11 protein-coding genes and 1 pseudogene are annotated in these 14,988 nt (G+C 48.1%); 7 read left to right on the forward strand and 5 right to left on the reverse strand.

Annotation, left to right across the window (positions count from 1 at the left end; translation table 11 throughout):
• Nucleotides 1–713: 713 nt before the first annotated feature.
• Nucleotides 714–2,147 (forward strand): DHA2 family efflux MFS transporter permease subunit, encoded by a 1,434-nt coding sequence (locus tag O9H85_RS22625; RefSeq protein WP_269883694.1) that lies wholly within the window; start codon nt 714–716, stop codon nt 2,145–2,147.
• A gap of 199 nt (nt 2,148–2,346) precedes the next feature.
• Here the strand turns inward: O9H85_RS22625 and O9H85_RS22630 are convergent, their stop codons facing one another.
• The gene (locus O9H85_RS22630; RefSeq protein ID WP_269883695.1) at nt 2,347–3,417 is read right to left on the reverse strand and encodes a bifunctional 3-deoxy-7-phosphoheptulonate synthase/chorismate mutase; all 1,071 of its coding nucleotides are present in this window, start codon (nt 3,415–3,417) and stop codon (nt 2,347–2,349) included.
• 738 nt (nt 3,418–4,155) lie between these two features.
• On the opposite strand from O9H85_RS22630, the gene O9H85_RS22635 reads away from it, so the two are divergent.
• Complete coding sequence (locus tag O9H85_RS22635; protein WP_269883696.1) at nt 4,156–5,892, forward strand: ABC transporter ATP-binding protein; 1,737 nt, start codon at nt 4,156–4,158, stop codon at nt 5,890–5,892.
• A gap of 116 nt (nt 5,893–6,008) precedes the next feature.
• On the opposite strand, the gene O9H85_RS22640 is transcribed toward O9H85_RS22635, so the two are convergent.
• Genes O9H85_RS22640 through O9H85_RS22650 form a run of 3 tightly spaced genes read right to left on the reverse strand, consistent with a single transcriptional unit; the run spans nt 6,009 to nt 8,298 of the window.
• Nucleotides 6,009–7,211 carry an enolase C-terminal domain-like protein gene (locus O9H85_RS22640; protein ID WP_269883697.1) on the reverse strand — a complete coding sequence of 401 codons (1,203 nt, stop codon included), beginning with the start codon at nt 7,209–7,211 and terminating at the stop codon, nt 6,009–6,011.
• Between the two features lie 4 nt (nt 7,212–7,215).
• The gene (locus O9H85_RS22645) at nt 7,216–8,046 is read right to left on the reverse strand and encodes an SDR family NAD(P)-dependent oxidoreductase (RefSeq protein ID WP_269883699.1); all 831 of its coding nucleotides are present in this window, start codon (nt 8,044–8,046) and stop codon (nt 7,216–7,218) included.
• Nucleotides 8,047–8,094: 48 nt separating this feature from the next.
• Nucleotides 8,095–8,298, reverse strand: coding sequence for a hypothetical protein (locus O9H85_RS22650; protein ID WP_269883700.1), 204 nt, complete (start codon nt 8,296–8,298; stop codon nt 8,095–8,097).
• A gap of 359 nt (nt 8,299–8,657) precedes the next feature.
• On the opposite strand from O9H85_RS22650, the gene O9H85_RS22655 reads away from it, so the two are divergent.
• The 4 genes and pseudogenes from O9H85_RS22655 to O9H85_RS37865 all read left to right on the forward strand — a co-directional run.
• On the forward strand, nt 8,658–10,832 hold the full coding sequence (locus tag O9H85_RS22655; RefSeq protein ID WP_269883701.1) for an S-layer homology domain-containing protein: 2,175 nt from the start codon (nt 8,658–8,660) through the stop codon (nt 10,830–10,832).
• Between the two features lie 417 nt (nt 10,833–11,249).
• Complete coding sequence (locus tag O9H85_RS22660) at nt 11,250–11,654, forward strand: NUDIX hydrolase (RefSeq protein WP_269883702.1); 405 nt, start codon at nt 11,250–11,252, stop codon at nt 11,652–11,654.
• Between the two features lie 974 nt (nt 11,655–12,628).
• A complete protein-coding gene (locus O9H85_RS37860) occupies nt 12,629–12,775 on the forward strand; it encodes a maltose acetyltransferase domain-containing protein (protein ID WP_409348185.1) in 147 nt (48 codons plus the stop codon).
• A 194-nt stretch (nt 12,776–12,969) separates the two neighbouring features.
• Nucleotides 12,970–13,120: pseudogene (locus tag O9H85_RS37865) on the forward strand (DapH/DapD/GlmU-related protein); the annotation flags it as partial.
• 178 nt (nt 13,121–13,298) lie between these two features.
• Here O9H85_RS37865 and O9H85_RS22670 read toward each other — a convergent pair.
• Nucleotides 13,299–13,586, reverse strand: a complete 288-nt coding sequence (locus O9H85_RS22670) for a DeoR/GlpR family DNA-binding transcription regulator (protein WP_269883703.1) — start codon at nt 13,584–13,586, stop codon at nt 13,299–13,301.
• 474 nt (nt 13,587–14,060) lie between these two features.
• Here O9H85_RS22670 and O9H85_RS22675 point away from each other — a divergent pair, with 474 nt between their 5' ends.
• The gene (locus O9H85_RS22675) at nt 14,061–14,972 is read left to right on the forward strand and encodes an IS1595 family transposase (protein WP_269883704.1); all 912 of its coding nucleotides are present in this window, start codon (nt 14,061–14,063) and stop codon (nt 14,970–14,972) included.
• Nucleotides 14,973–14,988: the final 16 nt, after the last annotated feature.

Genomic DNA, 14,988 nt, shown 5'->3' on the forward strand with positions numbered 1-14,988 from the left:
CATGTGAATGACAAAAGAGAAAGCCTTTCTCCCGCGCCTTCGCTTGGGCTACGTCCTCAACCTATGAACATCTTCTTCAGTGGTAATATCTTTCAATATTTCCATCACTGATCGATTAACTGCTTGCCCCTTCGGGGCAATTACAACAAACATTGTGCAAGATTTCACACCTTAAAAATCTAAAAAAACTGTCTTGACATCTTGTAGCACCATAAATGGCAATCTTATTGAATCAAGAATTGACATGGATGTGATGTATTCAGGATGTATTTCCGGGGCTTCCTCTATCGAAGAAGTAAAAACCGGATCTAACGTGCAAAATTACATTGCTTCGGCTGTGACCAAAGCTGCAAAACCATAATCGAACAGTCGAATACGGTCGATGGCCGTAAAAAAGGCTCCTGCAGAAACAGGAGCCTCTCCGCACCAAAAAATTGCCACACATAGGGTACCATCCCTCATTAGCTAATAATTACCCCAAAGAGATAGCGAAGCCGTAGGAAATGTTTATTTAAATAATTATTTATCAGCCTATGAGGTTAATTATGTAATATGCTTTTGTTGGCGATAATCAGGGAAGCGGTCTATCTTACAAATAAATTAGGTTCAATGTATTGACTTTAATAACTGTAAATATTATTGTAACAGATAGGCGGACCCGATTAGATGGTATCGCACATATAGAGATTAGTGGAGAGGGATGTGTTACCGAAATGAAGCAATACAATACTCGGGCCATCATGGCGTCGCTGCTTATATGTGGCTTCGTCGGTATGTTCAGCGAGACGGCCCTTAACATCGCGATCAGTAATTTGATGGATGTATTCCATATTTCGGCCGCGACCGCGCAGTGGTTGACCACAGGATTTTTGCTGACACTCGGCATTCTGATGCCGACGACCGGACTGCTGCTGCAATGGTTTACGACGAGACAGCTGTTTATCGGTTCGGTGATGAGTTCAATTGCCGGCACTCTCATTGCGGCCCTTGCTTTCAAATTCGAAATGCTGATGGTCGCCCGCGTGCTGCAGGCTGCCGGTATGGGTCTCTTGATTCCGCTCATGTTTAATACGATCCTGGTCGTCTACCCGCCGGAGAAGCGGGGGGCGGCTATGGGCTTCGTTGGTCTCGTCATCATGTTTGCGCCGGCTACCGGACCGACTGTGGCGGGTCTCCTGATCGAATATTTGTCGTGGCATTACATCTTCTGGCTCTCGCTTCCGTTCTTGGTCATTGGACTGTTTGTAGGACTGAAGTATTTGGAGAACGTTACGAACGTCACGAAACCGCGCATCGATCTGCAGTCTGTCGCGTTGTCCACAATCGGCTTTGGGGGCCTTGTCTTCGGCTTCAGCAAGGCGGGTGAAGGCGCGGAAGGCTGGACCAGCGCGGTAGTGATCACCTCCATCGTCATCGGGCTCATTGCGCTCACGCTGTTCATACTGCGTCAGATGTTTATGCGTGAGCCGATGATGAACCTGCGAGTCTTCAAGTACCCCATGTTCATCGTGGGACTGCTGCTGGTGCTGTCGTGTATGATGATTATCTTGTCGAGCATGATTATTTTGCCTATGTATCTGCAGAACGGCATGAGATTGTCCGCGTTTACCGCAGGGCTCATGCTGCTGCCGGGGAGCGCGCTGAACGGCCTCCTGTCACCGCGCATGGGGCGTTTATTCGACAGGTATGGGCCGAAGTGGCTAGTTATACCCGGTCTCGTTATCGTCGCTGCGATGTTATGGTTTTTCTCCGGTATTACAACGGCGTCTTCGATTGCGTTCATCGTCGCCCTGCATATCGGCCTCATGGTCGGGATTTCCATGGTGTGGATGCCATCGCAAACGAACGGACTGAACCAGTTGCCGCCGGAGCTGTATCCGCACGGGACGGCAGTCATGAACACGCTGCAGCAGGTCGCAGGTGCGGTCGGCACGGCGATTGCAATCAGCATCCTGACGAAGGGCATGGAGAAATACCTGCATAACTCACCTACACCGAATAATCTGGCCGAAAAAGCCAACGCCATGACCTTCGCCTCTCAGAACGTGTTCATGTTTGCAATGATCGTGACGCTGATCGGTTTGGCGATGGCGTTCTTTATCCGCCGCGTTGTTGTTAAACACGCGGCGATGAATCCGTCGCATTGATTTCTTGAAAGGGAGCCTCCGGGCTCTCTTTTTGCTGCTAGCCAGAAATCTATGTGTCCGCGAAGGCGCTTGAACGTTCTTTCTTATTGAACTAAAGTGCAGTTTAGTGCGTTGTAGGGACAAAGGGGAGGGGCAGTCGCTTTCATATAAGAATGAAAGCGACTGTCTTTTTGCACACATATATCGTATATTAAATGCGTTACAGTAACCCAGATTCTTTAACTCCGGAATAAAAACGGTTGAATTCGTCAATATTAAGCTGCTGTGCAGCATCGGATAGTGCCGTGGCAGGGTCGGGATGTACCTCAACCATAATACCATCAGCACCAGCCGCGAGAGCCGCTTTTGCACAGGGAACAAGTATGTCTTTTCGCCCTGTAGAATGGGTTACATCCACGAGGACAGGCAAATGACTTTCCTGCTTGAGAATTGGTACCGCAGAGATATCCAGAGTGTTGCGTGTCGCCTTTTCATAGGTGCGGATTCCACGTTCAATCAGCATAACCTGGGTGTTCCCGCGGGAAACGATATATTCTGCCGCATGCAAAAACTCATCAATCGTGGCTGCTAGCCCTCGTTTCAGGAGTATTGGTGTGCGAACCTCGCCTGCCGCTTTCAGCAATTCGAAATTCTGCATGTTGCGAGCCCCGATCTGAATAACGTCGATATATTCAGAAGCAAGTTCGATATGTCTCGGGTCTACGATTTCACTAATCGTCTTCAGACCGAATTCGCCTGCAACTTCCTTCAAAATCTTCAGACCTTCGATCCCCAGTCCCTGAAAATCATATGGCGATGTCCTTGGTTTGAACGCGCCTCCGCGCATGACGGATATGCCAGTATCCTTTATAGCTTTCGCCACGAGTCGAACCTGCTTATAGCTTTCGACAGAGCATGGTCCTGCGATCATTAATGGCTTCGATCCTCCTACGGCTACGTCACCTATATGGACGACGGTATCTTCCTTTTGCTTATTACGGCTGACCAGCAGATGTTTCTTATGCTCTGATTCTTGGAGATTCAGAGATGCCTGAAAAATTTGCTTAAACAGATGTTGAATGGTTTTGTCGTCGAACGGTCCCTTATTTGCGGCAACCAGCTCTGACAGCATTTCCTTTTCTCGAACAGGATCGAATTTGGGTGTGCCTTGGTTTTCCTTTACATCTCCGATTTCTTGGACGACGCGTGCCCGATCGGACAGAAGCTCCAAAAGGTGATGATTAATGATGTTCAGTTTGTTTCTTAATTGCTCTAAGCTGGGTGTTGTCATTTAGATCGCTCCTTGTTCCCGTATTTGAAAAACAAAAAGACTCCTGTCCGCAAGGGACGAGGAGCCGTGGTACCACCCTTATTAGAAATGAAGCATACTGAACAGTACGGCTCCATTTCTCACTTTCGTCTCTTTAACGCAGAGAAATACGGGTATGCCTAGCGAGCTCAGAAATTGGGCTTCGTTCAGCAACCGGCTCCGGAGTGAACTTCGGCGGACAGATCCATTCGGGTGCTCTCAGTCGGTCGGCACACCGTCCCTGTCAAGAACCTCGATCCGCTTACTCTCTCCATCATCGCTTTTGACTTAGTTGGATTGTATAGCAATGAAATGTATCTCGCAAGCACATTGTTTAACGCGTATTTGCTTTATTGCGGTGCAACATTTAAACATAAAACTACTGAACTGCCATGAAAGAACGAATTCACTTTCATTTTCTCTGATGCCGCCTTCGTGCGGCATGGATCGCTAACGGGAGACCTGACGTTTTGTAACACGACGATCCGCGTAAGATCAACACTTTCAGTTTTTCCCAAGACAAGTAACATCCTAAGTCGATAAGAAATGATTATAATCAATTGGTAAATTGCCGCTTCGAGGTAAAGGATCTATCATAAACTATATAACGACTGGAGGGGATCAAGATGAAATACTATGCCAACATGTATGCGAATAACCATGGGGTTGAAGAGAACGACAGGAGCCTTATAGGAGGCATTACGGGAGGTATATTATTTCGTGGAGACGTTAAAAAAATTTATAGCTTATTACAAGCCTTATAAAAAAGCATTGTTTGCGGACTTGTTTTTCGCATCGCTGGCTTCGGTGACCGTCCTAATCTATCCCTTGCTGGTGAATCAAATCACACGTAACGCCATAAACGACAAGGGGATCGCTACCGATTTAGTCTTGAAAATGGCCGGCATCTTTTTGTTCCTGATGGTCATCGAATATGTCAGCAATTTCTATACGGACTATTACGGGCATGCGATGGGGGCCCAGATAGAGTCCGATATGCGAAGCGAATTGTTCGGTCATGTTCAAAAGCTGAGCTTCCAATACCACGATAATGCCAGAACAGGCCAGCTGATGTCGCGCATCACAACGGATTTATTCGACATATCGGAGCTTGCACACCACGGGCCGGAAGACGCGATGATTTCCCTGGTGAGAATCATAGGGTCGTTTATTATTTTGGTTAATATTAACGGGCTGCTCGCCCTAACGATCTTCGCAATTCTGCCTTGCATGATTATTTTCGCCTATCATTACAGCATAAAGGTGAAAAACACCCTGAAAAAGAACAAGGAGCATATAGCGGACATCAATGCGCAAATCGAGGACAGCCTATCCGGAATCCGCATAGTCCAATCGTTTGCCAACGAAAAAGTCGAGATGGAGAAATTCAGAAGCAGCAACCGCCGTTTTCTGGAAAGCAGGAAAAACGGTTACCGGGTGGAGGCTTTGTTTTTCAACGGGTTAACCGCGTTTATTTCCTTTATTCTTATTGCTGTCGTTGTCGTAGGTGCCGTTCTGGTCAGCTATAACCGGCTGCAGCTCACCGAGCTGATTACCTTCCTGCTGATCTTAAACACCCTGATCGACCCGGTAAAAAGGCTGGTGAACTTTACCCAGAATTTGCAAAACGGCGCTGCCGGCTTCGAGCGTTTCATGGAAATCTTGGCCGTTCAGCCGGACATTACCGATGTCAAGGACGCTGCTGTAATCAGCCATGCAAAAGGAAGAGTGGAGTTTGAACATGTCGGCTTCCGGTACGCCGGCGAGTTGAATGATGTGTTCAAGAATATTAACTTGACGGTAAGCCCCGGTGAATATGTAGCCCTGGTAGGCTCCTCTGGTGTGGGAAAAACAACTCTTTGCAGCTTAATCCCGCGTTTCTACGAAGCCAGTGAAGGAACGATCCGAATCGATGGAACAGATATAAAAAACATCAAGCTGAAGTCGCTGCGGGAGCATATCGGAATCGTGCAGCAGGAAGTGTATCTCTTTTCCGGCACGATCAAAGAGAACATCATGTACGGGAAACCGGGGGCAACGGATGAAGAAATCATTAGCGCCGCCAAAAAGGCCAATGCGCACGAATTTATCATGGGTCTTCCGGGCGGATATCATGCCTATATCGGACAGCGCGGGGTCAAGCTTTCCGGCGGACAGAAGCAGCGCATCAGCATCGCACGGATCTTTCTGAAAAACCCTTCCATCCTTATACTGGACGAAGCCACCTCCGCCCTGGACAGCGAGAGCGAGAACGCGGTGCAGGAAAGCTTTGAAAGGCTGGCTGAGGACCGCACAAGTTTCGTCATCGCGCACAGGTTGTCCACGATTAAAAAAGCGGACCGCATCATTGTGCTTTCGGAGCAGGGCATTGCAGAGGAAGGCAACCATGCGACATTAATGGAAACGAACGGGATCTACGCGAAGTATTATAAAATGCAGTATAACCAAGCGACATGATAAGCTTATAGGCTCTGGTATTCATGGAAAAGGCAGCAAAGTATGTGAAGACTTTACTGCCTTTCTTCGTGCCCGTGACCCGAAAGCACTGACATTCCAAATTGCGGAAAAGCCGGTTACGGACGGGCCCATGTGCCGTCCGGCGTTCTTGCCAGCGTCCACTCGGGAAGGCGGTTCGTGCAGGGGAATTTGGCTGCTAACGTTTCATCAAGTTCAATCCCCAGACCGGGTTTGTCGTTCAGGTAAGCATAGCCGTTTCTAAGCTCAGGGCAGCCGGGAAACACTTCCCGGATCGTATCGGAAAAGCCGTACCATTCCTGCACTCCGAAGTTGGGAGTACATAAATCAAGATGCAGATTGGCGGCATGCCCAACTGGAGACACGTCCCCCGGTCCATGCCAGGCCGTTCGAACGCCGAAGGCTTCGCACAACGCCGCCAATTTTTTTGCGGGCGTCAAACCTCCGATGGCGCTGATGTGGACGCGGATAAAATCGATCAAGGCCCCGGCGATTAGCGGCGTCCATTCCCTCGGATGGGTGAAGAGCTCGCCCATCGCAAGCGGCGTCGCGCTTTGACTGCGGATCATCCCGAACCAATCGAGCTGTTCCGGCGGGAGCGGGTCTTCGAGAAAAAACAACCGGTATGGCTCCAGCTGCTTCGCTAGCCGCACCGCTTCGATTGGTGAGACACGCTCGTGAATATCGTGTAACAGCTCCGGCCCGAATCCGAGTTTATGGCGAAGATGATCAAACAGACGGGGGATGCCCCGGGCATAAGCATCCGGATCGTAGTAAACTCCGGGAAGCGCATTTTCCGGCGAGTGAACCAAGGCGCCCTTCCCCCCGTATCCGCCCATTTGGCAACGGATATACCGCACTCCCTGCTCCATAAATTTCCGTACGTTATCTTCCACTTCTTGCTCGTCTCTTCCGTCGGCGTGCCGGTAGACGGCTGCCGCTTCGCGGCATTTGCCGCCAAGAAGCTGGTAAACGGGCAGCCCCGTCGCTTTCCCCTTAATGTCCCATAACGCCATGTCGACGCCGGACAATGCGTTGTTAAGAACCGGACCGTTGCGCCAGTAGGAGCTTACCATCGCGGTTTGCCATAGATCCTCAATGCGATGAGCGTCTTTTCCGATCAGAAACGGCTTTAAATATTCTTCAATCGCATTGGCTACCGTCAAATAACGCTGCGTAAAGGTAGCGCACCCCAACCCGTAGAGGCCGGGCTCCGAAGTTTCGATCTTGACGACGACAAGATTGATTCCTTCCGGTGCCGTAAGTATTGTTTTTACATCGCGGATGGTTAAAGTCTCCATATTCTTACTCCTTTTTGTCCGCATTCGCGGGCGGTTTACCCCAGCCATAGCCGGCTTCTTTACGAATATCCTCGGGCATGCCAGGGAGAATCAGACCCCCATCCACCCGGATGGTCGAACCCGTAATATAAGCGGCCTCCTCGGAGACAAGCCACGCAACCGTTTCGCCGATATCGCGGGTGCTCCCCATTCGGCCCAAGGGGATTTTCCGGCCCAGCGCATGATAAAATTCGTTACGGTCGGCGCCTTCCCGTGATGCCGTCGCACCCGGGGCAACGCAGTTGACGCGGATTCCGTAAGGGGCAAGGTCGAGTGCAGCGGATTGCGACGCTCTGCCCAGGGCGGCCTTGGTTCCGCCGTAGCCTGAGTCTCCGGGATAAGCCCGTTCGCCCCGGGTGGAGGTAATGTTTACGATGCTTCCATGAATCTGTCGTTCAATCATATGCTTCGCGGCAGCCTGCATCATAAGCAGGGGAGCCCGGAAGTTGAGGAAGAGCATATAATCCAAATCGGAAGGCTTGAATTCAGTGATACTCCCCATGATCGTCAGTCCTGCGTTATTCACGAGAACGTTAAGCCCGCCAATCTCCCGTACGGCGGTTTCCACCAGCCGGGCAGGTGTATCCCCCTTTGTCAAATCACCTTGAACGGTGCAGCATACCCGGCCGAAGTCCCTCTCGATGGTTCGGGAGACTTCCATAGCCTCTTCTCTTTCAGTGTAGTAGCTGATGGCCAGATCATAACCACGCGAGGCCAGGGTGAACGCAATTCCTTTCCCGATTCCGACGGCAGCTCCCGTAATCAATGCGGTTTTCTCTGCGTTTTGGGCAGTCATACCTTAATACCTCCCGGAACAATTTTTCGTTAACACTTTAGGACTACTTCACGAGACGTCTGACCGCTTGCTGTCCTTGCTTCCGCCAATGCTCGAACCTGATACGATCCAGAACGAAGGGGCGAAGATCCCGTAAATTTGATTGATCAGCAATATGGGAACCGCTATATCCACACTTCCTTCCCGAACCCACGTGAACCGCCAGGCCAGCCTTCGTATCCGTTTTCCCGCCGAGCTGCCAGTCCACATCATCCAATTTATATTCCCTCGACCTAAAGCCTATTCCGCTAATCGCACGGCATCCATAGTTGCTTTCAATGAGCATACATTTTTGGAAAATTCATCTCAGCAAATCAGCCGTCAAGGGTGAATTTGCCGGAGTCGTAGATAGCGTTTGCCGATGATAAAAGCTGGCATGACTCCTTTTGAATGAGCACCTCTTACCGTAGTCCGGCGATTTGAAAGGGCTCATTTTCTTTTTTGCGTCCAATCAAAAAAAGTAAAAAAATGGTTCGATGAATCCCCCCAATTATTGGAAATAGCTCGAATGATTGTAGTATCCGTTCAGTAATACTTATTGCTCTTATTTTTGTTAAAGGGGAGATTTCGGAATGAAGCGCTTTCCCATGAAAAAGCTTGTAATTACCAGCCTGACTGCTGTAATGGTACTAGGTGGCGGCACCAGCGCATTTGCAAAAGATTCGAAGGATTGGAAAGAATCGAGGCAAAACGAGAATGACCACGATAACGGCAACGGCTGGCATGGGCAAAAAGGAAGAGTTGACTTTAAGGATATTCAAGGCAGGGACATGGAATGGGCTTTGCGCTATATTGCCAGCCTGGCGTCAAGAAATATATTTGACGGTTATTCGGACGGCACGTTCCGGCCATACGAAAAGGTGACCCGCATCGAGGCGATTACTGCGGCCGTGCGGTTGATGGGGCTGCGCGACCAGGCGGAATCCGCGGCGGAAATGCAAACCAAATTAAACTTCAAAGATGCGAATCAAGTACCTTCTTGGGCCGTTGGTTACGTATCGGTAGCCTTGAAAAACGATCTGTTCTCCGAATCGGAAACGATGGTTCAACCGAATCAGCCGTCCGACCGTTTATGGGCGACGACGCTGCTTGTCAAAGCGCTTAAGCTGGGAAGCGAAGCAAAGACGAAAATGAACGTGAAGCTGCCGTTCTCCGATGCCGGCAAAATTCCCGCCGGTTCGGTAGGCTATGTGGCTGTGGCCGTGGAGCAAGGGCTTGTCAATGGCTTCGAGGACAACACATTCCGTCCGATGCAGCCGGTTACGCGAGCGGAAATTGCGGCACTGCTCGACCGCGCGGGAGACCAGCTGTCTGATAGCAGCAGCGGACTTGTGGTGGGCACCGTAGCGACGCCGGTGGCCAATAATGTGTTGACCTTGAACAAAGGCGGCCAGATGGTGACGCTGACGCTGGATCCAGGCACATTCATTTACCGCGGAGGCGCGAAAGTGGGGGCATCGGCACTGCAGGTTGGAGATGTCGTAAGAACCCGTTCTTATAATAATGTCGTTATCTTCGTGGAAGTAACAAGCTATGTCGGGACTTGGCCGAACCAACCGACTCAGCCGACACTGCCGTCCGGAGTAAATACCGGCACGCTCACTTCCGTCGTGAACAACAATACGTTCACCGTAACGAACGGAAGTCAAACGGTAAGCTTGCCGCTTAACGCTGATGCGCTCTTTTTCCGCAACGGTACACAGGTGAACTCTTCGGCTCTGCAAATCGGAGATATCGTGAGCACACGCGCTTATAATAATGCGGTCATATATGTTGAAGTGACGCAGCCTGCAGGCAGTACAGGCACGCAACCGACGTACAGCAGACAGGTTACGGGTACAGTCGTTTCCACCGGCAGCAATGTGTTGACACTGGTAAACGGCGGGCAGTTGGAAAGCCTGGCTCTGAACAATGGCGCATTGATCTACCGCAGCGGCTCCAAGGTAAGCTCTTCCTCGCTGCAAGCGGGGGACATCGTGACCACGTATGCATATAACAATATGGTGGCCATCGCCGAAGTGACACGAACGGCCGTTCAACCGAGCACCACGAACGGGACGATTACGGGAACCGTCGCGGTGCCTTCCTACGGCAATGCTCTTATCGTTACAAGCGGAAGCCAGAATATCAGCCTAAATTTAGACTCGAATGCATTTATTTTCCGCGCCGGCGGGCAAAGCGGTCCGGGAGCGCTGCAGCCGGGAGACGTAATCACCGTCCGCTACTATAACAACAGCGTGATTTACGCAGAAGTGACGCAGTTGGCGGGTGGCTCGACCTCTCAACCTGCAGTCAGCGAGACGACTGGAACTTTGCTGACTACCCTGGGCAATAACACGCTGACGATACTTAACGGCGGTCAAACATCGACGCTGACGCTGTATACGAATGTATTTATTTTGCGGAACGGCGTAAAAGTGAACGCATCCGATCTGCAGATCGGAGATATCATTAATATCCGTTCGTACAATAATGCCGTTATTTTCGTTGAAGTGACGCAGAACGGCAGCAATTCCAATCAAAGCTTCACGGTGGTCGGGACATTCAGCAGCAAGACGCTGAACAGTCAAGGTCAGCTTTACACCATATCCATTAATCAGACGAATATGAACGGAACGACGCAGACAATTGTGTACAGCGTGGCGCCCTCGGTGACGATCTATGGAGACGCTTCGAGACTTGTCGCAAACCAACAAGTAGTCCTGCAAGGAACAGGCCAAACGGTGACGAAGATTTATATTCAATGAAATAGACCGGTTAAAACCGTAAGACAGAAACGTCCCTGAACATTTGATTCAGGGGCGTTTTTTTGATTAGTTGATAAAAATTTATAAGTTTTCGTAGCTCATAGCTTCGCATCAACTTTGGTAAACGCGCTGGTCCTTGTAAGACAAGGCGTAGCCGTTTATCCTGGTAGGCACTGAGGAGTTGCGCTTGTATGAAGTAACGGGTACGAGAGCGCAAAATACACCACGACAAGGCTGCCTCGAATGATCGGCACCCTTTGTTAACGGGCAGAATACGTGGTGGATCGTTGGAGGGTATAAGTAATTTATCATTAAAGTGTTGGCAATTATATACAGGTTTACATGGTAAAATTCATTAGGAGTCGTTCAGATTTATTGTTTTAAGGCATCTGAGATGGAAAAAGGGAGGACGATGAGGTGGTTCCAAAACATTTTGTTTCTGCGGCAGCAATTGTGCTTAATGAGCGTAACGAAATACTATTAATAAAAGGTCCTAGTCGAGGTTGGGAAATGCCAGGGGGGGTGGTTGAAGAAGGTGAATCATTGAAAGATGCAGCGGTCAGGGAAACAAAGGAAGAGAGCGGTATAGATATTGAGGTGACAAAATTTTGCGGAGTTTTTCAAAATGTAAGTGAGTCTATTTGTAACACTTTATTTTTAGGCAGACCAATCGGAGGAGAATTAACAACGACCCCTGAGTCTTTAGAAGTAGGATTTTTTCCAATCGAAGTAGCATTAGAGATGGTGACTTGGAAAAATTTCAGGCAAAGAATAGAGTTTTGTTTAAATGCAGAACTTCAGCCATTTTATGTTGAATTTTGACTATGTCATTCCGCTAACAGGTAACGTTAGGATAGTTATCACAGGATGGATTACCCAACCTCCCGGTATAAGCGAATTTAATACTAGTACTTCACAAGACGGCGGAGTAACATTCGGAATTGAAACCAAGGTTACACCGGTCGTTGTTGTACCTTCGCCGCTGCCTGGATACCAATTCAGGTGCCTGACTTACCCCTCCTTGGCAGGGGACATCTCAAACGCACCCGCGACGCGATGAAATGTATACGCCGTATGGCAAGACTTTCGGAAAGGTTATTCCGATATCTTTCTCTCGATCTCTACTAATTTTGGCGTAGACTGGAGTGCGCCTATGCCTATTGCAAACAGTCCGGTGGGATCACAGAACTTTTTCCCGGCAATTACCGTTTCCCCTTCGGATGGAGCCTTGTTTGTTTCCTATTACACCAATCGGGTAAATCCACCTAAGATTGACGTTTTTCTTGCTACATCCAGGGATGGCGGAAAAACATTTACAAACACTCGCATGACGACAACCTCGTTTAGTGTCGCAGGCCTTACTTTAATTGGGGACTACATTGGAAATGCGGTTGTCCCTCAGACAGACCGTCTTGTATGTGTTTGGACGGACACTCGGACAGGAACCGAAAACATCTGGTTTAGCGATAACCAATAAACTCCTGCAAGGCTCCTTGTAACCAGAGAGGAGCCCCAATCCGTCAAGTCACGTATTGCAGTTAATCCAAGTTGATCGGCTAGCGTCGCACGGTGTCCAAAAACTACCCTAACTGCCGACTTGATAAGAAAAATATAGCTTTTAAAAATAACAAGGAGCAGCTGCCGGTCTGCTCCTTATTTTCATTAAGGGATATTTCGAATACCAAAATATCCGGTATAAAGGTTAAAATTGAATAAGGAAAAGATAAAAGGGACAATAGGTGTAAAGGCACGTAGTAATAATTGAGAAAGAACTCTTGTACGAAAGGAATATCCTTGTGCAAACAAAAACCGAAAAAGAAAAGATGTTAAGCGGTGAGCTTTACCAGGCGGCCGATCCAGAGCTGGTGAAGGATCGTTTGAACGCACGCCGATTGACGCGACTGTTCAATCAGTCACTTGAAACAGAAAATGAACAAGAATAGAGCTCCTAAGGGAGTTGTTCGGCTCCACGGGAAATAATTATTACATCGAGCCGTCGTTCCGCTGCGATTATGGCTATAAAATTCGTATAGGCGACAACTGCTTCCTGGCTCCAGGCGTTCATATCTATACCGCGACTCATCCCTTAGAGGCTCAAGCTAGAATCTCAGGAGCGGAATTCGGCAAGTCGGTTACGATCGGCCACAACGTATGGATTGGTGGACGGGCGGCTATCAACCCCGGAGTAAAGATTAGGCAATAACGCGGTTATTGCTTCCGGATCGGTTGTTACAAAGGATGTCCCTGATAACGTGGTTGTAGGTGGTAACCCAGCTAAGGTCATCAAGCAAATTGATAATGGCTAGGCAAAAGAGGGTTGAGTCAATATGACCGCTTGTTAATGGAACAAGAATTCAATAACAACTCTACAGGGCTGCCGCGGGATCGATCGGCAGCATCACTATGCTAACGGGCAGGATAATTTGAGGATCATGTTCTTTAAGAGAAATTTGGTTTCATAGAGACTCAAATATTCCTCCTAGAAGTTCTAACCACTGTTCTTCCTAGTGCAGCAACTTCCGGAGTAGTAGTACTTATACCATTTTTCGAGATACCGCCTCCTGCAACAAAGCAAATGTCTATGGTGAACTGTTGAAGGAACTCGTTAGCTAGTGCATCTGTAATGTTACCGGTGCTTTTCACTTTGCCACCTACGAGGTAAACGTCTAGAGACTCCCGATCCTTTAAAGTGTCCGCAACTTTAATTGAGTTTGTTACAACGGTAAAGGATACATCAGGAAGAAACTTCAACATGCCATAGTGAATTCCATAACTTCCTATAAATACTGAACTAATCCATAAAAAGGATATTTTATGAAGTTCACGAATACAAATAATTTAACTGCTTAAAAATCTTAAGAATCGAGGATTCACACTCAATGAAGAAATTATTATTGAGTTATTTTCCTTTTTTATACAAATTGAGAGTCCAGCAACTTATATTGAAGAGACATTTTAAGAATCTAAATCCCAAAATAAAATATGCTTCTAAGAGACATTTTAAGAATCTAAATCCCAAAATAAAATATGCTTCTAATAGAAAGCCTGTTGAGTTTGGTTTTGTTTGTAAGAAGCATAAATCCGTTTTAAGAAGAGTCCTAGCTAATTCAGATCCAATATTACAAGAAAATAAAATAATTTGATTCTCCAGTTAGCTCAGGAACCTCTATAAATAAGAACTAATGTTTGGTATAATGATGTCAAACGCATGTTCGGGAGTGAGTGTTCATGGCTAAGCAGGAGTCTATCAGCCTGATTCAATTTCAAAAGATGTTTAAAACCGAAGCAGACTGCCATCAGCATTTGTTTAAGATGAAATGGCCCGAAGGATATCACTGTCCAAAGTGCAATCATACGAAAGCTTACGAAATCAAGACTCGCAAAATGCCTCTGTATGAGTGCGCGAGCTGCGAACACCAAACGACCGTGATTGCTGGTACCATCTTCGAAAAAACAAGAACGGACTTACTCAAATGGTTTTGGGCCATTTACTTGATCGCCCACGACAAGCGCGGCGTCTCGGCAACACAACTGTCTGAAGAACTGGAGATCGCCTATCAGACCGCCTGGACGATTGAACATAAAATTCGCAAGGCGATGAGTGAACGCGATGCTTCCTACACCCTAGCCGGCATTGTCGAACTAGACGAAGGTTTTTTCGGAGCGCCCACGGAAGGCGGGAAACGCGGGCGCGGAACGGAACAAACACCCGTGCTGGTCGCCTTATCACTAGACAAGAAGGGCTGCCCGAAATACCTGAAAATGCAAGTCATACCTGATGTCAAAGGTACTACACTTGTTGATTTTGCTCAAAAATATATTGAAGAAGGGGCTACGATCGCCAGCGATCGCTATCGCTCCTATAAAGCCTTAGCAAAGGAAGGCTTTCAACATGTAGCGAAGAAATACGACTTAGCTGAAAATCCGGATCACCTGAAGTGGCTTCACACCGTCATCTCCAACGCGAAAGCTTTTATTGGAGGAACCTTTCACGGCTTAGATCCTAAGCATCTTCAAGCTTATCTTGACGAATTCTGTTACCGATTTAACCGCCGCGAATTTAAAAGCGAGTTGTTCAATCGACTCGTACAATGCTGTATCTCGACTACCACGATTACCTATCCTGAGCTAGTTGGATAATCAAAAAAAAATATAA

It is taken from the genome of Paenibacillus gyeongsangnamensis, from assembly GCF_027533625.1.
Lineage (GTDB): Bacteria > Bacillota > Bacilli > Paenibacillales > NBRC-103111 > Paenibacillus_G > Paenibacillus_G gyeongsangnamensis.